The sequence below is a fragment of the Natronoglycomyces albus genome (assembly GCF_016925535.1).
GTDB lineage: Bacteria > Actinomycetota > Actinomycetes > Mycobacteriales > Micromonosporaceae > Natronoglycomyces > Natronoglycomyces albus.
Genome location: NZ_CP070496.1, coordinates 1,096,432 through 1,114,484 on the forward strand (window position 1 = coordinate 1,096,432; position 18,053 = coordinate 1,114,484).

The 18,053-nt window shown below is 61.9% G+C and carries 19 protein-coding genes; 13 read left to right on the forward strand and 6 right to left on the reverse strand.

What is annotated here, in order from left to right; translation table 11 throughout:
* The first annotated feature begins 88 nt into the window (after positions 1 to 88).
* From proS to JQS30_RS04695, 10 genes are all read left to right on the forward strand, one after another.
* Entirely contained in the window at positions 89 to 1,498 is a 1,410-nt protein-coding gene (gene proS / locus JQS30_RS04650) for a proline--tRNA ligase (protein WP_213172213.1), read from the forward strand.
* A gap of 310 nt (positions 1,499 to 1,808) precedes the next feature.
* Positions 1,809 to 2,387 (forward strand): 30S ribosomal protein S16, encoded by a 579-nt coding sequence (gene rpsP / locus JQS30_RS04655; RefSeq protein WP_213172214.1) that lies wholly within the window; start codon positions 1,809 to 1,811, stop codon positions 2,385 to 2,387.
* 2 nt (positions 2,388 to 2,389) lie between these two features.
* Positions 2,390 to 2,614, forward strand: coding sequence for an RNA-binding protein (locus JQS30_RS04660; protein ID WP_213172215.1), 225 nt, complete (start codon positions 2,390 to 2,392; stop codon positions 2,612 to 2,614).
* A gap of 266 nt (positions 2,615 to 2,880) precedes the next feature.
* Positions 2,881 to 3,405: a ribosome maturation factor RimM gene (gene rimM / locus JQS30_RS04665; RefSeq protein ID WP_213172216.1), complete on the forward strand. Its 525-nt coding sequence runs from the start codon at positions 2,881 to 2,883 to the stop codon at positions 3,403 to 3,405.
* A complete protein-coding gene (trmD, locus tag JQS30_RS04670) occupies positions 3,405 to 4,187 on the forward strand; it encodes a tRNA (guanosine(37)-N1)-methyltransferase TrmD (protein ID WP_213172217.1) in 783 nt (260 codons plus the stop codon). The genes rimM and trmD overlap by 1 nt, the downstream gene beginning before the upstream one ends.
* A gap of 125 nt (positions 4,188 to 4,312) precedes the next feature.
* Positions 4,313 to 4,654 carry a 50S ribosomal protein L19 gene (gene rplS / locus JQS30_RS04675; protein ID WP_213172218.1) on the forward strand — a complete coding sequence of 114 codons (342 nt, stop codon included), beginning with the start codon at positions 4,313 to 4,315 and terminating at the stop codon, positions 4,652 to 4,654.
* Positions 4,655 to 5,238: 584 nt separating this feature from the next.
* Positions 5,239 to 5,895, forward strand: a complete 657-nt coding sequence (gene lepB, locus JQS30_RS04680; RefSeq protein ID WP_246498057.1) for a signal peptidase I — start codon at positions 5,239 to 5,241, stop codon at positions 5,893 to 5,895.
* A 413-nt stretch (positions 5,896 to 6,308) separates the two neighbouring features.
* Entirely contained in the window at positions 6,309 to 6,905 is a 597-nt protein-coding gene (lepB, locus tag JQS30_RS04685; RefSeq protein ID WP_425498851.1) for a signal peptidase I, read from the forward strand.
* Positions 6,906 to 6,914: 9 nt separating this feature from the next.
* Positions 6,915 to 7,586, forward strand: a complete 672-nt coding sequence (locus JQS30_RS04690) for a ribonuclease HII (protein WP_213172220.1) — start codon at positions 6,915 to 6,917, stop codon at positions 7,584 to 7,586.
* A gap of 33 nt (positions 7,587 to 7,619) precedes the next feature.
* Positions 7,620 to 7,937 carry a DUF2469 domain-containing protein gene (locus JQS30_RS04695; RefSeq protein ID WP_213172221.1) on the forward strand — a complete coding sequence of 106 codons (318 nt, stop codon included), beginning with the start codon at positions 7,620 to 7,622 and terminating at the stop codon, positions 7,935 to 7,937.
* Between the two features lie 327 nt (positions 7,938 to 8,264).
* Here JQS30_RS04695 and gndA read toward each other — a convergent pair whose 3' ends face one another.
* From gndA to JQS30_RS04720, 6 genes are all read right to left on the reverse strand, one after another.
* Positions 8,265 to 9,695 carry an NADP-dependent phosphogluconate dehydrogenase gene (gene gndA, locus JQS30_RS04700; protein WP_213172222.1) on the reverse strand — a complete coding sequence of 477 codons (1,431 nt, stop codon included), beginning with the start codon at positions 9,693 to 9,695 and terminating at the stop codon, positions 8,265 to 8,267.
* A 19-nt stretch (positions 9,696 to 9,714) separates the two neighbouring features.
* Positions 9,715 to 9,843, reverse strand: a complete 129-nt coding sequence (locus JQS30_RS17505; RefSeq protein WP_281398681.1) for a hypothetical protein — start codon at positions 9,841 to 9,843, stop codon at positions 9,715 to 9,717.
* Positions 9,844 to 10,587: 744 nt separating this feature from the next.
* Positions 10,588 to 11,739, reverse strand: coding sequence for a DNA-processing protein DprA (gene dprA / locus JQS30_RS04705; protein WP_213172223.1), 1,152 nt, complete (start codon positions 11,737 to 11,739; stop codon positions 10,588 to 10,590).
* A gap of 27 nt (positions 11,740 to 11,766) precedes the next feature.
* The gene (locus tag JQS30_RS04710) at positions 11,767 to 13,347 is read right to left on the reverse strand and encodes a YifB family Mg chelatase-like AAA ATPase (protein ID WP_343076179.1); all 1,581 of its coding nucleotides are present in this window, start codon (positions 13,345 to 13,347) and stop codon (positions 11,767 to 11,769) included.
* A gap of 146 nt (positions 13,348 to 13,493) precedes the next feature.
* Positions 13,494 to 13,895, reverse strand: a complete 402-nt coding sequence (locus JQS30_RS04715) for a YraN family protein (RefSeq protein WP_213172225.1) — start codon at positions 13,893 to 13,895, stop codon at positions 13,494 to 13,496.
* Entirely contained in the window at positions 13,892 to 14,584 is a 693-nt protein-coding gene (locus tag JQS30_RS04720; protein ID WP_213172226.1) for a murein hydrolase activator EnvC family protein, read from the reverse strand. Before JQS30_RS04720 ends, JQS30_RS04715 begins: the two co-directional genes overlap by 4 nt.
* Positions 14,585 to 15,234: 650 nt before the next feature.
* On the opposite strand from JQS30_RS04720, the gene rpsB reads away from it, so the two are divergent.
* The 3 genes from rpsB (at position 15,235) to pyrH (ending at position 18,021) form a co-directional block, all read left to right on the forward strand.
* Positions 15,235 to 16,113 (forward strand): 30S ribosomal protein S2, encoded by an 879-nt coding sequence (gene rpsB / locus JQS30_RS04725; RefSeq protein ID WP_213172227.1) that lies wholly within the window; start codon positions 15,235 to 15,237, stop codon positions 16,111 to 16,113.
* Between the two features lie 159 nt (positions 16,114 to 16,272).
* A complete protein-coding gene (tsf, locus tag JQS30_RS04730) occupies positions 16,273 to 17,085 on the forward strand; it encodes a translation elongation factor Ts (RefSeq protein WP_213172228.1) in 813 nt (270 codons plus the stop codon).
* A gap of 198 nt (positions 17,086 to 17,283) precedes the next feature.
* Positions 17,284 to 18,021: a UMP kinase gene (pyrH, locus tag JQS30_RS04735; protein ID WP_213172229.1), complete on the forward strand. Its 738-nt coding sequence runs from the start codon at positions 17,284 to 17,286 to the stop codon at positions 18,019 to 18,021.
* The last annotated feature ends 32 nt before the right edge of the window (positions 18,022 to 18,053 follow it).

Sequence of the window (18,053 nt, forward strand, 5' to 3'; positions counted from 1 at the left end):
CTCGTTCACTTCCGTGAACTTTTCTCCTGCGGCCCTGCAGGAGCCCACTTGAACCAGCCTCCTAAGCGGAATCGGATTGGATTGCTCCATGGCACGTGTGCTCACTTTGCAAGGGGAGGACTTCCCTCGCTGGTACCAGGATGTCGTTGCGAAGGCCGAGTTGGCCGAGAACGGCCCGGCGAAGGGCCAGCAGGTCATTCGGCCGGCGGGCTTTGCCCTCTGGGAGCGCATGGTCGAAGAGGTCGACGCGCGCATCAAGAGCACTGACACCGACAACGCGTCGTTTCCCCTCCTGATCCCGCAGTCTTATCTGAGCCGGGAGGCCGAACACGTTGAGGGATTCGCGCCGGAGTGTTGGACCGTCACTCATGCCGGTGGTAAGGAGCTGGAGGAGCACTTGGTGGTGCGCCCCACCTCAGAGACCGTTATCGGCGAGTACATGGCCAAATGGGTCAAGTCCTATCGTGACCTGCCTTTGAAGCTCAATCAGTGGGCGAATGTGATGCGCTACGAAATGCGTACTCGCCTGTTTTTGCGTTCCTCTGAGTTCTTGTGGCAAGAGGGGCACACCGTGCATGAGTCCTACGAGGACGCGCACGAGTTCACCCTGCATATCTTGCATGAGGTCTACCGAGATTTCATGGAGAACGTGCTGGCCTTGCCGATTCTGGCCGGGATCAAGACCGTTGAGGAACGATTCGCGGGCGCATTGAACACCTTCACTTGTGAGGCCATCATGCGCGACCACAAGGCGCTGCAAATGGGAACCTCACATGAGTTGGGGCAGAACTTCGCAAAGGCGTTCGGGATTCAATACCTGGGCTCTGATGGCAAGCAGCATCACGGGTGGACGACCTCATGGGGTACCTCGACCCGTATGGTTGGCGGCTTGATCATGGGGCATGGCGATGACGCTGGTCTGCGGGTGCCGCCGAAACTGGCCCCGATCCAGGCCTACGTCATGGTGGTGAAGGATGATGCGGCCACCGTTGAGGCCGCCGAGAAGATCCACGCGGAACTGAAGGCCGCCGGGATTCGTTCCCGCCTCGACAAGCGCGGTGACGTGGCGTTTGGCCGCCGCGCGGTCGACGCTGAGTTGAAAGGCTACCCGGTACGGGTGGAGATCGGCCCGCGTGACCTGGCGAAGAACGAGGTCACCATCGCCCGCCGCATCGGCGAGGTCGGCAAGACCTCGGTGAGTATCGACGGCGTGTCCAAGGCCGTGGCCGAGGCGCTTGAACTGGGCCAGCAGGCTCTCTTCGACGAGGCGCAGGCGCGCCTGGACTCCTGCACCAAGGAAGTGAGCACCTTGGCCGAAGCCATCGAGGCCGCTCAAAGCGGCGTGGCAAAGGTGCCGTGGGACTTGGTCGGAGTTGAGGGTGAGAAGCAGGCCGCCGGTGAGGGCATCACCGTGCGCTGCCTGCAACGGGAGGATGGAACCGTTCCCGACAACCTTGACGAACCCAACCTGGTGACCTTTCTGGCCCGCTCCTACTAGGAGCGGCTAGGAAGTCGCCCACTATGCGTCCGGGCGCGATATGCCATCGCATGTTGCGCCCGGGGCTTCGCGGCCCCAAGGCTAAAACGCACGACGCCAGGCGGCCGCGAACAAAGTGTGAGGTGGGACGCCTCCCCGGAGGTCCACCTCGCTAAACCAGTCAGCTAGACTTAGCAGCTGGTATGGGCTTTGACTCGGGTGCCCTCTCAACACCGTGAATCAAAGCGACGTCCTTGGCACAGCCGACGCCATTCCCCCACGTGGTGAAAAGCTGGGCTGCAATCGAGCCTTGCAACAGGAGCAAACAAACGTGGCAGTAAAAATTCGCCTCACGCGAATGGGGAAAATCCGCACCCCCCAGTACCGCATTGTGGTCGTGGACTCGCGCAAGAAGCGCGACGGTAAGTACCTGGAAAGCGTCGGTATCTACCACCCGAAGGAGAACCCTTCGCGGATCGAACTCAAGCAGGAGCGAGTCGAGCACTGGCTGAAGGTCGGCGCTCAGCCGTCCGACGCGGTCAAGAGCATCCTGTGCAAGACGGGGGACTGGCAGAAGTTCAAGGGCCTCCCGGCTCCGTCGAAGCCACTGCAGGTGGCCGAGCCGAAGCCGAACCGCAACGAGCTGTACGAAGCCGAGATTCGGGCCGCCGGTATTGACCCGGAAGCCAAACTCGCCGAGGCCGAAGAAGCCGCGAAGAAGAGCGGTGGCGCGAAGCGTCCGGCCAAGAACGACAAGAAGAAGGACACCAAGTCTTCTGCGAAGGCCGAAAAGGCTGACAAGCCGGTGGAAACCAACGCTAAGGTCGATGAAGGTGCCGCTGCGGACGTTGACACCACAAAGGCTGAGATTGCCGAAGCGGCTAGCGACGACGCCGACAAGAAGGAGTAGTCGTGTTGCGACCAGCGCTTGAACATCTCGTAAAAGGCATCGTTGACCATCCCGACGATGTTCGGGTTCGGCTGGTTGACTCCCGCCGTGGCAAGCGTCTCGAGGTCCGGGTCAACCCCGATGACCTCGGAACGGTGATCGGTCGTGGTGGCCGCACCGTAAACGCGCTGCGTCAGGTCGTCGGATCTATCGGTGGCCGTGGGGTTCGCGTCGAAATCGTCGACTAGCCAGAGGCGCGTTTGTATCCGTAACTCCTCCTCGTAGGTTTGCGGGTCGGACACGCCGGCACGGCAGCGCGGCGCTTCGCTTTCCGCAAAAGGTCGCGAACGCAAAGCATGATGAGCCCCAGGGGACCGTGTCTCCTGGGGCTCGACGCTGTCTGGCACCGGCAAGGCCCGCAAAACCCGTCACTTCGTGGCCCGACTTCATCCGCTCCGGCGCCCCGGCCCTATGGCTGGCAGTCGCGCTGGAGACACATCTTTCAAGGAGTGCAATGACCCAGGTGGTAGTGGGCCGCATCGTGCGCCCCCATGGGGTTCGGGGGCACGTGGTCGTTGACGTGCGCACCGACGAACCCGAACGCCGATTCCAGCCCGACACCGTCTTTCACAGCGCCAAGGGCAATCTGACCGCTAGTGAGGTGCGCTGGCATCAAGGTCGACCAATGCTGAAACTCCTGGGCGTCAACGATCGCAATGCCGCCGAGGAACTGCGCGGTGTCGAGTTGTCGATGGATCTAGGTGAGGCCGACTATGACCTGGATGAGGACGAATTTCGTGACCAGGATCTGATCGGGTTGCTGGTATGTGACTATGGGCCCGATGGGGAAGCCGAAGAACCCAATGAGGTGGGGACGGTCTCCCGAGTCGACCACGCGCCCGCCCATGACTTGTTGGTGGTCAAACGGCGCGGGAGTTCTCCGGCGCTGATCCCGTTCGTGGCCGACATGGTTGACGAGATCGATCTCGAAGCAGAGGTCATTCGGGTGAGTTTGCCCGAAGGACTGTTGGAACTGTAATGCGCATCGATGTTGTCACCGTATTCCCCGAGTATCTCCAACCCCTCGAGCTGTCGCTGATTGGAAAGGCCCGTCAGCGCGGGACCCTCGACCTGACGGTCCATGACCTGCGGACCTGGACCCACGATGTACACCGCACTGTCGACGACAGTCCCGCCGGGGGCGGAGCGGGCATGATCATGCGTCCCGAACCGTGGGGGGAATGCTTCGACCAACTACTCGCGCGACCCACTGCTGATGCGTCTGCTCCTTTGCTGCTGGTACCCAGCCCGGCCGGAGCGGTGTTCGACCAAGCCATGGCCGAAGAACTTGCCACCGAGGACTGGTTGTTGTTCGCCTGCGGACGCTACGAGGGAATCGATCAGCGAGTGTTGGACCATGCCGCGACTCGAATGCGGGTGCGAGAGGTTTCGCTGGGTGATTACGTCCTCTTCGGGGGAGAGGTCGCGGTGTTGGCGATGGTGGAGGCGGTGACCAGGCTGCTGCCCGGAGTCCTAGGGAATGCCGAGAGCCTGCGAGAAGAGTCACATACCGGTGGTTTGTTGGAAGCGCCGATGTATACCAAGCCCGCCACGTGGCGGGGGCTGGAAGTTCCGCAGGTGTTGCTGTCGGGACATCACGCGAAGATTGCTCGGTGGCGGCGTGACCAGTCATTGTTGCGGACCTTGCGGCAGCGTCCGGATCTGATAGACCGGCTGGATTCCTCCCAGCTGGACAAGGGTGACCGGGAGCTACTTGAGGGGGCCGGGTGCGACCTCCCGGATACCGATGTGGCAGAGTAGAGAGGTTGCCGCACCCTGGCAGGCGGCGATTTCCTGCAGTCCGGCAGAGGCTCGGACGCAACTAGAAACTGAGAATTACGCGCACCGCAGCGGTGCGCCTTGAGCTGCGAGGAATAGGCATCGCAATGAACATTCTGGATGAGCTTAACGCTGCTTCCATGCGGGCGGACGTCCCCGACTTCCGGCCCGGAGACACGCTCAAGGTACACGTGCGCGTCGTCGAAGGTTCCCGGTCTCGTATCCAGGTTTTCCAGGGCGTGGTTATTCGCCGCCAGGGAGCCGGAATTTCGGAAACCTTTACTGTCCGCAAGCTGAGCTTCGGCGTTGGCATCGAGCGTACCTTCCCGGTTCACGGCCCGATGATCGACAAGATCGAGGTTGCTACTCGCGGTAGGGTGCGTCGCGCCAAGCTGTACTACATTCGTGATCTGCGTGGCAAGGCAGCCAAGATCAAGGAGCGTCGCTAGGGCTGAGCCCCGGTGGCTTCGTTGCTCGCGCCACATTGGTGTGGGCGGCCTGGTCGGCATGATCGAAACCGGTACGGCTGGTCGATCCTGTCGGCTTCCCCTAGGGATACGCCCACGAGGCGCTGTCTTAGTTGACGTGACCTTGTGAGGTGTGGTCCGCGATCGTATCGATCAGGACCGCGAAAGAGCTTTAAGCGCCGTGCAGGCTAGGCCTGCACGGCGCTTCTTCATGGGCGCGCTGGCTGGGCGAAGTCGTAGGCTCATAGGGAGGTGGCTATGCAAACCTTCGTGGAGCCGTCATGGTGGGGCGGGGCTGAGCCTGGCGCTTTGTTGTGATTTCCCACCAGGGCCGATTAAGGTCAGTAGCTATGAAACCCGAGCCGCCTCCTCGCCGCCCGCCTGACCGGAGCGATGGAGCGCGCGACGAGACGACGCGACGTCCAGTGACGCCCTCGCGGCCGACCACGGGTGACGGTTCCTCCCACACGATGCAGCTGCGGCGGGTGAAGGTCCGCCCCAAGCGAGAACGGCCAAAGCCCAAACCGAAGCCTTCTCGGCTCTCCACTCCCTATCAACGTCCGTATATGTCGCTGTGGGTGGAAATCCCGCTGTTGCTGTTGGTCGCATTTTGTGCGGCAGTACTGGTGCGCACGTTCCTCCTACAGGCCTTTCACATTCCCTCCGGGTCGATGGAGGAGACGTTGCAGATTGGAGACCGCGTGCTGGTCGTGAAACTCACCGATCAGCTGCGTCCGCCACAGCGAGGCGAAGTCGTGGTGTTTCGTGGGACCGACCAATGGGACCCCGAATGGCGGCATGCGCAAGACGGGAACTTCGTGGGAGACCTGGGGCGTGGAGTCGCGGATCTGGTGGGGTTTGGACAACCCGACGAAAAAGACTTCATCAAGCGCATCATCGCCGTCGGCGGTGACACCGTCGAATGCTGCGACCCTGAGGGGCGGGTGATGGTCAATGGAGTGCCGCTTGAGGAAGACTATGTCTACGATGACGCTCCGTTGGATCTGGAACCGGGCACGTGTCACGCCCGGCGGTTCGACCCGGTGGAGGTTCCGGAAGGCCATTTGTTCATGTTGGGAGACCACCGAGGCGATTCGCAGGATTCGCGGTGCCAGGGGCCGGTACCCATCGACAATGTGATCGGCCGGGCGGTGCACGTGGTGTGGCCCGCGGACCGGACGGGGCCGCTGGAAATTCCTGACACGTTCGAACAGTTCAAGTAGCTATCGAAGGTTCGCTTCGGCATCACCCATCGTATTTGGTTGAGGAGTGTGGGTAATGGACGCTGGGGGCGGCTGAGCAACCACAGGGGCCTATGAGGACGTAATCGATAGTCCTTAGTGAACATCGGCGGTGCGAAAATGGGATCCAGTAACGTCGATATCTGCCAAAGTCTAGGCCTTCGATTCGGCTCTGAAGTGCGAAAATGATCCGAGCACGATCGCGCATGAGTATTGAGTCCCTAGCCTATGCGGGGGGCATTTGCCTCCTAGTGGGCGATGTCGCCTTCCGTTACCAAGCTGGGACCACGTAGAATCCCAGCGTGATCGAAGAGGGACAGGCTGCAGACCAAAACGGTGATTCCGCCGCGGCCGCTGACGACCAGAAGAAGAAAAAATCGTCATTCTGGAAAGAGTTGCCCATCCTTTTGGGTGTGGCGATCGTGGTCGCGTTGCTCGTGCGTACGTTTGTGATACAGACGTACTACATTCCTTCTGGGTCGATGGAGAACACCCTTCAGCTCAACGACCGGGTGCTGGCCAATAAGCTCGTCTACCACTTCTCCGAGCCCTCGCGCGGCGATGTGGTCGTCTTCGAAGCCCCCGTGTCGTGGCGATCGAACCTAGACGACAAGGACTTCATCAAGCGCATCATCGCCGTGGGCGGCGACCACATCCAATGTTGCGACGACCAGGGTCGCATTTTGGTCAATGGGCTGCCACTGGAGGAAGACTCCTACCTGTTCACAGACGCCTCCGGGGCCACCGTGGCTCCCTCGGCCGACGATTTCGATCTCATCGTCCCCGAGGGCCGGGTGTGGGTCATGGGAGATCATCGCAACCACTCTGGTGACTCACGTGAACGCTACGTGCGATCCGGCGGCGACCCCTACGAATCGACGATCGACATCGACGACGTCGTGGGGAAATCGTTCCTGCTGTACTGGCCACTGGGCAATTTCGGTTGGATGGGCACACCCGAAACCTACGACCAGGTTCCCGACCCCGCCTGAGGAGCGGCCATGCTGCGACCCCGACCTCACCCCGTCCGCCTCAGCGGCGGCATGCGGACGCTAGAGAGCGCCCTGAGCCGCCGCGGGCTCGGTCCGGTAGCCGGAGTCGACGAAGCCGGCCGTGGCGCCTGCGCGGGCCCGCTCGTCGTCGCGGCGGTCGTCCTCCCGCAGACATCAGGCTTCACTGACCTCAATGACTCGAAGGTTCTGAGCCCAAGCCACCGCAACCAACTGTACGAACAGCTGCGCCGCTCCCGCGCCCACATTTCCGTTGTCACAATCCCGCCAGCGGACATCGACCGACTCGGAGTGGGAGAATGCAACCTGGCGGGAATGCGCCGAGCCGTAGCCACCCTCCCTGTAACTCCTGGTTACGCGCTTACTGACGGGTTTGCGGTACGAGGTATGCCCGTGTCCAGTCTCGGAGTGATCAAAGGCGACGCCACCGCCGCCTGCGTTGCGGCGGCGAGCATAATCGCTAAAGTCGAACGTGACCGTTTGATGGAGGCGCTGGCTAGCCGTTACCCTCAGTATGGTTTTGCAGACCACAAGGGCTACGGAACGGCATCGCACCAGCAAATACTGGCTGAGCGGGGACCGACGCCGGAGCACCGTAGGTCGTACGCGAACGTTGCCGAAGCAGTGGGAGACGGGCTGCCTAAGCCCGTGACCAGTCAATAGGCTGCGCGCCCAGTTGTAACTAGAGGAGGACTGTTGAGCGCTGAGGATCTCGAAAAGTACGAGACCGAGATGGAGCTACAGCTGTACCGTGAGTACCGCGATATAGTGCGGCAGTTCTCCTATGTGGTGGAGACGGAACGGCGTTTCTACCTGGCCAACCAGGTAGAGGTCCACGTCCGTAACACTGATGGTGAGACGTACTTTGAAACGGAAATGACCGACGCATGGGTATGGGACATGTACCGCCCTGCCCGGTTTGTCAAGAACGTGCGAGTGCTGACGTTTAAGGATGTGAATGTCGAGGAGCTTGAGAAGCCCGACATGACCTTGCCGTTAAAGGACCTGCTGTAGCTGGCATTCGGTTTCGCGACCTCTTCGTGGAGGGAATGCGATCTAGGAAGCCGCCCGCGTCGCAGCCGCGCCCACCCACTACCGGCCGGCCGGTCGATCCCGCGCGTCCCGTTGCCCAATTTGCCGTTGGCTCCCGCGCGATTGCCAATGCCCACTCTCACCCGCTTGCGGCCGTTGAGGCCGCCCCCACCATCAACAATCGATGTCGAAGCCGGACCCAGCCCGCAATGCGCGGGTCGAACCGGTGCGCCTACCGCCTGACAGTGGCCGAACCTTTAGAGGTTGCCAAGGACACAGACGATAAGCGCACCCGGTGCCACTGGCGCGCTAAAGACTCAGTTCACTGCGATCGCCCGACCAGTCAGTGTGGAACGTGCCGTCCTTGTCGATGCGACGATAGGTATGCGCGCCGAAGAAGTCCCGTTGCCCTTGAATGAGCGCAGCTGGGAGACGCTCGCTACGCAACCCGTCGTAATAGGACAGGGCCGAAGAGAATCCTGGAGTGGGAACCCCGACCCTCGCCGCCGTGGCGACCACTCGGCGCCAAGAGTCTTGAGTCTGGGCGATGGCGCTAGAGAACTCCTCAGCGGCCAAGAGCGAACCCAAAGCTGGGTTGGCACCCCACGCCTCGGTGATCCGGTCCAAAAAGCGGGCCCTGATGATGCAACCCTCGCGCCACAGCGACGCGCAGGCGCCCAAATCGATGTTCCAGTCGTACTCGGCGCTGGCAGCGGCGATCTGGTCGAAACCTTGCGCGTAGGCGACGATCTTGGAAGCGAAAAGGGCCTGGCGAACATCGTCGATCATGTCCTCGCTGACTTCGTGCTCAGCCGGGTTCGGTCCCGCCAGCTGCCTGGCTGCCTCACGCTGGACATTCCCACTGGACAGCGCACGGGCGAAGGTGGCCTCCGCGATACCGGTGACGGGAACTCCCAGGTTCAATGCGTTCTGGACAGTCCAGCGGCCCGTGCCCTTCTGCGCAGCCTGGTCGACGATCACGTCGACGAATGAGCTTCCGGTTTCCGCGTCGGTATGGGCCAAGACCTCGGCGGTGATTTCGATGAGATAGGAGTCGAGTTCGCCTTTGTTCCACTCGGCGAAGATCTCCGAAATACGGCGCGGCTCCAAGCCAATACCTCGGCGCAAAAGGTCGTACGCCTCGCCGATGAGCTGCATGTCTGAGTACTCGATGCCGTTGTGCACCATCTTCACAAAGTGGCCAGCTCCATCGGGACCCACATGAGAACAGCAGGGGGTGCCGTCAGCGGCCCGTGCCGCGATTGACTCCAACATCGGACCCAACGAGGCATATGCCTCGGTTGCTCCCCCGGGCATGATCGCAGGTCCCAGTAGCGCCCCCTCTTCACCACCGGATACCCCGGTGCCGACGAAAAGTAGGTCCCGTTTACGCAACGCGGCTTCACGTCGGCGCGTGTCGGCGAAGTGCGCGTTTCCGCCGTCAATAATCATGTCTCCGGGCTCCATGTGCTCGGCGAGCGCCTCGATGACGGTGTCCGTCGCCGTTCCGGCCTGCACCATGATCATGGCCTTCCGGGGCCGCCGCAAACTCTTCACAAATTCAGCGACCGTTTCGGTGGCCACAAACGAGCCTTCGTTTCCGAACTGGTCGACCAATTCTTGCGTGCGTGCATAAGACCGGTTGTGAATCGCGACCGTGTATCCGTTGCGAGCGAAATTACGGGCGAGGTTACGCCCCATGACGGCTAGTCCCGTCACCCCGATGTCTGCCGAACTCATAGTCTGATCCTTTCCTAAATCACTTGAGGCTGATGCAAAAGGCACTTTCGGCGTTCTCGTCAGCTCGTTTACCTGCGTAAACGTCGCCTCCTGCGCCTTGAATTCGCACTTTTGCATCAGCTTCCTTGTTGATCGTTTCCGGTTTCATACCGCAAACGAGCTCCTAACAGATCTCTCTTCCTAGTACGGCGGTGCGCTGGGGCACTTGGCCGCGTACTCCTCACGTGCCCATTCCCGCTGGGAATGAACGCGCCTATACCCGGCCAGTCACTGACAGCGCCCCGTCTTCGCCACGGAAACAAATCGGTTCGGACCTCTACGCAACCCATGCCCACCGTCATGCGATCGCCTGAGCCGGCGCTTTCCTCACGGGCACCACCACTGTCGACCAGCTCTGAATCGAAGCTCATAGGCTGGTCGCCTTTGAGCGATCAGTCTGATGGTTAGCCACTGGCGGAATGAACAGCGTCGCAATTTGCGTTTCACAGCTCACGTGCTGTGGCCGCCATGTTGCCGAAACATTTGCCAACAGTGGACCGACACGATTGGCGTGCGCCATGATGGGCACGATCTCCGGAGTCCATCTCCCAGCTTTGAATTCGGCCAGCCGCGGTGACCTCCATTGGCAAAATCAAGGTAGATCTTCACTGGCAATCGACTCAGATAGTTCTCGTGGACAATGAGGTGCGGCCGGTCACCGTTAGGGCATCTTTGACTACGGCGCGTCGAAGCGGTCGCTCCGACATGGCGACCCGACAGTGAGCGGGCTAGTAAGCACCAGCGCTAGCGACGACACCGGCGGACTCCGCGCTGAGTCACTTCTGATCCGTCGCCACCAATGGCGATCCTATCGTGACCAAATATCCCAGGTCACGGCGTCACAGACATGGTCTTATCCGCTGGCGACAGTTCGCACCATGCGCCACCGGTTGTCCCGCTGCTCCACCCAACCCAACTTCTGCAAATCCCGCAGCGAGATATTGACCGCCGCCAATGGAATACCGGACTGCTGTGAGATGTCCCGGGGCGAAACAACGAAACCAGCTTGGAAACAGTCAAGAACTCGATGAGACGCCTCATCCAATGAATCCCGAGGCCGAGTCGACGTCCGCATCGGCACCGACACCTCACCACTGATGTCTTCGATGACATCCTCCGCTCTGGTCACCAGCCGTGCCCCCCATGGGTCACGAGCCAATTGGTGCACACCCGCCGATCGCGCCGACGTGACCGGTCCCGGCGTGAACATCAACGGCCGGTCTAGCTCCGCCGCCAATCGGGCCGTATGACGAGCGCCGCTGCGCAACTCCGCTTCGACCACCACGGTCCCCGCCGACAATGCGGCGATGACCCGATTGCGAATCAGGAACCGATGTCGATGTGGGCGCGTACCTGGGGGCCACTCACTGAGCAGCAGCCCCTGACGACGGATGCGGTCGAATAGTCCAGCCCCTCGCTTCGGATAGGTCTGATCCAGTCCATTGGCGAACACCGCGACAGTGGGGCCTCCGGCAGCTAGCGTCCCGTCATGGGCTGCCTGGTCAATCCCGATGGCGCCACCGGAGACGATCGGCCATCCCCGCTTAGCCAAGTCGTACGCCAGTTCGGCGGCCACGTGGTCGCCATACGGTGTGGAGTTACGCGAGCCGACGATAGCTACCGATCGGTCAGCGACCTCGGCGAGCCTTCCTTCGCCTCGCACCCACAGACAACGAGGCGGCCGCGTGTACATTTCGGACTCGTCGCTTAGAATCAGCAAATCCCGCAGTCGTTGAGGCCAATCGGCATCGGATGGGACGGCAAGCCGTGCGCCGCAACGTTTCGTGGAGGCACATACTTCAGCGGCGAGCCGCGCTAGATTCGTGCCTGCCAACTTCGAAGATGTCTGCTGGCGCAAACGATGCGGCACCGTTCCCTCCTGAATGAGGCCAAGAGTTCTTTCGAGTCCGTGCTCTCCGAGCAGATCGTCCAAATCCCGGTCCCCCGGCTCTATAAGAGCTGACAGAACCGCGAGTGCCCATCGAGGCTCATCGAGTTGGCTCATCGTTCGTCCTCCGGTCGTGTCGTGGTGTCAACGGACGGGGAAGCCAATGCGCATTTCGCATGCGGCTGCCACGTCATCTCTGGAGGGAATCGTCTGCCCGGCCAGGTCCGACAGCGTCCATGCCAGACGTAGGACCCGGTCATAGCCCCGGCCAGAGATCCGCCCCTTCTCCAAAAGCGTGTTGGCCTCCTGTGTGGCAGATGTCGGCAATCGCCACGGCTGCGACCGCAAGGCCGGACCTGGCACCGCGCCGTTGACCTGCCAGGACTGGCCACTCTTGCCCCATCGTTCGGCCGCGATCATCCGAGCTAGAAGCACCCGCTTGGCCATGTCGGCGGAACTTTCACCGGCTGGCTGATCCCCGACGATGGCGCTGGCGGCCACAGTGGGCACTCGTAGATGGATGTCCACGCGGTCCATGAGGGGGCCGGACAGTCGTGCCAAGTAACGGCGGCGGGTGTTTCCCGGGCAAACGCACTGGTGGGATTTTGCGGAGGCACAGGGGCACGGATTGGCGGCCAGGATCAGCTGCACCTGTGAGGGGAATGTCGCGGTGTGTTTGGCACGGTGGATGACTGTTTCTCCGCTCTCAAGCGGTTGGCGCAGCGCGTCTAGCACATCGCGTTTGAACTCGGGAGCTTCGTCGAGGAAAAGTACGCCCCGGTGGGCCAGCGGTACGGCTCCTGGTCGCAGGTGGTGCCCGCCTCCACCAATGAGCGCGGGGGCGGTGGTGGTGTGGTGTGGTGCCTGAAAGGGCGGGTGCCGTATGAGTCCGCAGTTGGGCGGCAACGTTCCTGCCAGCGAATGCACTGACGTGACTTCGAGGGCTTCTTCGTCGGTCAGCGGTGGCAGGAGAGAGGGCAGGCGCTCGGCCAGCATCGTCTTGCCCGCGCCAGGTGGACCCTGCAAGAACATGTGGTGCCTGCCAGCTGCCGCTACTTCGAGAGCTTGCCTGGCCATCGCCTGCCCGCGCAGGTCGGCCATGTCTGGAAGCGAGGGTGTCACGTGTGGTTCGGGCGGGGGAGGTGATGGAAGTTCAGCACTCCCGCGCAGCCAATCGATGACCATGCCCAGGTCAGCGGGGGCGAAAATGGTCAGGCCGTCTACTAGCTGAGCTTCGGTGGCATTGTCGGCAGAGACAAGGACTCGCCGTATTCCAGCGGCGCGAGCGGCCAGTAGGGCTGGCAGAACTCCCAGGACTCCCCGGAGGCTTCCGTCGAGGCCCAGCTCGGCAAACATGGCAGTGCCCTCGAGTCTTTCTGTGGGCGCGTTGCCCGCAGCGCACACGATGGCGCAGGCGAAGGCCAGATCGCAGGAGGTCCCGGTAGTCGGCACCGATGCTGGCCCGAAGTTCACCGAGACATCCCCGTCGGGGAAGGTGAGGCCCGAGTTACTCATCGCCGCTCGGGCCCGTGTCTGCGCCTGATTCACGGAGGAATCGGGCAGTCCCGACAGGAAGACCTTGCCACCGCTTGGACTGGGCCTCCCCACCGTCGCTTCCACCGTGACGACAGTTCCGCTCGCGCCTAGCAGCGTGAGGCCGGTGCTGCGCGCATACCGGTCGAGTCGCCCCTTACCTTTGGAGGCCGCCCCTGGTTGGGGAGGAATTCCTCCCTGGTCGACAACGCTGTCACGATGCGTATCGCTCTCGGAGGTGTATTCCTGACCAGGAAAGTAATCTGCGGTTGGGGCATTCACAGTTGGGCCCGATGGCGGTATTGGGTACGAAGCGGATGTTCGGCAGCCTGGTCCGGTCAGTTCGTGCGACATTGACGTGGTCCTCTCAGATGTTCAAGTTGCAATTCATGGCTGCCCACCGCCCTCAAGAGCAGGTGGTCAATACGCCACGGCTGGTCGAACGTCGCCCGATCTTTGAGCCACAACTGGGCCAGTGCCACCAGTTGGCTGGCCTTTGCCGCGTCAATGGCGGCCGAGGGCGGTCCATACTTCAGACTTCGCCGGGTCTTGACCTCGCAGAACACGATCGTGTCGCGGTGGCGAGCGATGAGGTCGATTTCTCCGGCGGCCTCCCTCCAGTTGCATTCGAGGATGCGGATACCGTCGCGGCGCAGATGATCGGCGGCAAATCGCTCCCCTATGACGCCGAGCTCAAAGGGCGAGAGTTCACCTAGGTCGGGTATGGGCGGAGTCGTCATTGCCCTTCCACCTCAGGCATGCCGAGATCGGGCCGGGGCAAGAGCCGGGCCTGGCCGAGCCCGAGTAGCCACAGGGGGTCGACGTAGCGGCCGTGGAGTCGGGCTCCCCAGTGCAGGCACGGATCTGAATCGTCGCAGCCGCGATGCGCTCCGACGAGAAGGCCGATTTCGTCTCCTGCCCGCACATGTTGCCCGGTGCGAACGCTGGCCTCGACTGGTTCGTAACTAGTTCGCCAGCCGCCCGGGTGGGCGATCGCGACAACTCCCCGATCATTAAGCCGGTCGGCATATACGACGACCCCGTCTCGTGCCGCGGTGATGACATGGCGGTGGCTTCCGGCTAGGTCGACTCCTCGATGACCGGCCGCCCAGGGCAGCGGTGGGGGATGGAATGGCCTGACGACGCGCAGCGCGATCAGAGGGGCCCGCCATGCCTTGGAACCGGAACTGAGCCCATCCGCGGGGGAGTCCTCAGCGTGCTGGCCAAGGGGCGTCGCAGAATCGCGGGTGGCCAGACGATCATGGCTGGCCAGGTCGGGGCTCTCGTGAGTTATGGGCCAAGAAACGGCGAGCATCGCATGATGTGGGTCTGGGTCTGTGACTGGAGAAGGGGGCCATACAAAAAGCCCCATAGCGACCAAAACTCCCATGAGAGCTGAGAGGAGGCCAAAACGTTTTGTAAGTTTCATGCAATAAATATTGGAGGAATATGTCAATATGGTCAACGAAAAAATTCTCGGCTGTGGATAACCCCCCTTCGTCCGGCGCGAGACCAGGGTTGAAGCGCTGGTCCAGCGCCATGTGGTGAGTTATCCACAGGGCGTAGCCGCTGGCGCGGCAGTCGCGCCGATCGAATGGCGGGCAGTGTGGTTAGCGCCAGCGTTCAAATGTCCCCTCCGCTTCGCCCGAGGCGTGCCCTCACTGGGGTCTCAAGCTCCTTATGGTTAGCCTGGGTCACTCGGCCTGCCCAGCGCGAAAGCGCGTGCCAACGCCCGCGTACACTTGACCGGTGTGGCCAATTCATGCTGGCCACCACTAGCGGCTGAGATTCACAACAGTGGGTCACGGCAGGCCGCCCACTCGCAAGTCGCGTCATTTCGACTTCGGGGAGTGCGGCCCGTCCGCATCACACTTCTCAGCTGACTTCGCGCATTCAGTCCGGCCGCCACCAGCGGTCTCGCGCGTCGGGACATTCCGACATCGCAGTCTCCCCGGTCCGGCTACGCCGGTCCTCCACGACTGCGACAGCCTGAATGCCAGGAAGAGAGGACGACCACGTTCTCTCCACGAACCAGGGAACGCGCCTCGCGTGAGGTGTGGGTGAAGAAAGGAATCAACCTTGTCGGTTGTAACAATGCGCCAGCTGCTCGAAAGCGGCGTGCACTTCGGGCACCAGACCCGTCGCTGGAACCCGAAGATGAAGCGGTTCATTTTCACTGACCGCAACGGCATCTACGTGATTGACTTGCGTCAGAGCCTCGAATACGCCGAAAAGGCCCACGACTTCGTCAAGAACATCGTGGCCGGGGGCGGCAACGTCCTCTTCGTCGGTACCAAGAAGCAGGCTCAAGAAGCCATTGCAGAGCAGGCCACTCGCGTGGGCATGCCCTACGTGAACTACCGCTGGCTGGGCGGCATGCTCACCAACTTCCAGACCATCAACAAGCGGCTCCAGCGCCTCAAAGAGCTGGAACTGCTGGAGCAAAACGGTGCTGTCGCCAAGCGCACCAAGAAGGAAATGCTCCAGCTCATGCGCGAGAAGGACAAGCTCACCCGTACGCTGGGCGGTCTGCGCGACATGACCAAGCTGCCGCAGGCGATCTGGATCGTCGACACCAAGAAAGAGCACATCGCCGTGGACGAGGCCCGCAAGCTGGGCATCCCGGTCATCGCCATCTTGGACACCAACTGCGACCCCGACGAGGTCGACCACCCGATTCCGGGTAACGACGACGCGATCCGTTCGGTGGCGCTTCTGACCCGTGTCATCGCCGATGGTGTCGCCGAGGGCCTCATGGCCCGCTCGTCTGGCTCCTCCGAAGAGGCAGCGGGCAAGTCCGAGAACGAGCCGCTGGCCGAGTGGGAAAAGGAACTGCTCACCACCGACGGCGAAAAGACCGAGGCCAAGACCGAGGAGAAGGCCGAAGAGGCCCCCGAAGCTGAGGCTCCCAAGGCTGAGGCTGAGGAGAAGCCCGCCGACGAGGTCAAGGCCGAATAAGCCTCTGGGCTCGCGATTGCCTGAGTGCGTCGCGTACCCGTGGGGGCGGCGAGGGCCATGAATTTCCTCGTCGCCCCATTAGCAATAGCTCTAGTTCCACAAGCTCTGTTCGTACACAAGGCTCGCGTTTGACGCGGGCCACCCATTGAAGGGGAGTAGATGGCCGCCATCACCGCAGCTGACATCAAGCGGCTCCGCGAGCTCACCGGTGCCGGAATGATGGACGTTAAGAAGGCACTGACCGAGGCCGACGGCGACTTCGACGCCGCTGTCGAGGCTCTGCGCATCAAGGGCGCGAAGGACGTCGGCAAGCGTGCCGGACGCACCACCGCCAACGGCCTGGTCGCCCAATCGGGCAATGCCCTGCTGGAGCTCAACTGCGAGACTGACTTCGTCGCCAAGAACGCCACGTTCATCGAGTTGGCTCAGAATCTGGTCGAGCACGCCGCAGCCACCAAGACCTCCGACGTGCAGGCCCTGCTGGACTCGAAACTCGGTGACAAGACTGTCGCCGACATTATCGCCGAAGAGTCCGCTCGGATCGGCGAAAAGCTGGTCATCGGTCGCGTTGGAGTGCTGGAAGGCTCGACCACCGCCTACATGCACCGCAAATCCGCCGACCTCCCGCCGCAGGTCGGCGTCGTCATCGCTTTCGAGGGTGACGAAGAGGCCGCGCGTCAGGTCGGTATGCAGGTCGCCGCCATGCGTCCGAAGTACCTCACCTCCGATGAGGTTCCGGCCGACATCGTCGAGGCCGAGAAGCGTATCGCCGAGGAGACTGCCCGCTCTGAGGGTAAGCCCGAACAGGCGATCTCGAAGGTCGTCGAGGGCAAGGTCAATTCCTACTACGCTGACTTCGTTCTGCTGAACCAGAAGTCGGTCATGGACAACAAGAAGACCGTCGAGAAGACTCTGGAAGAAGCCGGGACCAAGGTCACCGGATTCCTCCGTTTCGAGGTCGGCCAGGAGTAGGCTTACCGCCAACGAGCTGACACGAGGAGGCCGCTTACATGCATATTCGCACCAAGTGGCCTCCTCGTTTGCTATGTCCCGCCACCGAACCGGCCCAGTGATGACCTCGAAGCGTCGGGCCGGACATTCCGGCGGAATATCACCCGAAGAGCGCACCGCAGAGCACCCACCGCATGAGCAATCCGAAGGAACGAACCCATGAGCGAATCCTCGCAGCACCGGTATAACCGTGTCGTCTTGAAACTGTCCGGTGAAGCATTCGGCGGCGGGGCCGTCGGCGTGGACCCCGATGTCGTGCAAGGAATCGCTCGCCAAATCGCCACTTCGGTCAATTCCGGAGTCCAGGTTGCCGTGGTCATCGGCGGAGGCAACTTCTTCCGTGGCGCCGAACTGCAGCGACGCGGTATGGAACGCACGCGTGCCGACTACATGGGAATGCTCGGAACGGTCATGAACTGTTTGGCGCTGCAAGACTTCTTGGAAAAAGAGGGCATTGACACGCGCGTGCAGACGGCCATCACGATGGCCCAGGTCGCCGAGGCCTACATACCGCGGCGGGCCATTCGCCACCTTGAAAAGGGACGTGTGGTGATCTTTGGCGCGGGAGCTGGCCTACCGTACTTTTCGACCGACACTGTCGCCGCGCAGCGGGCCCTTGAAATCGCCGCCGACATCGTGCTCATGAGTAAGAATGGAGTCGACGCCGTCTACACGGCCGACCCTCGTAAAGACCCCGACGCGCAGCGTCTGGATAGCCTCACGTTTGAAGAGGCGCTGCGTCGCGAGCTGCAAGTGATAGACGCCGCCGGGTTCAGCCTGTGCAAGGACAACAATCTTTCCATGCTCGTCTTTGGAGCCGAGGGGGAGGATACGATCCAGCGCGCCATCTGCGGGGAGAAGATCGGCACCCTGATCCATGCCGCCGCAGGCCAATAGAGCCTTACGGTACGGTCGAATTGCTCATTCAG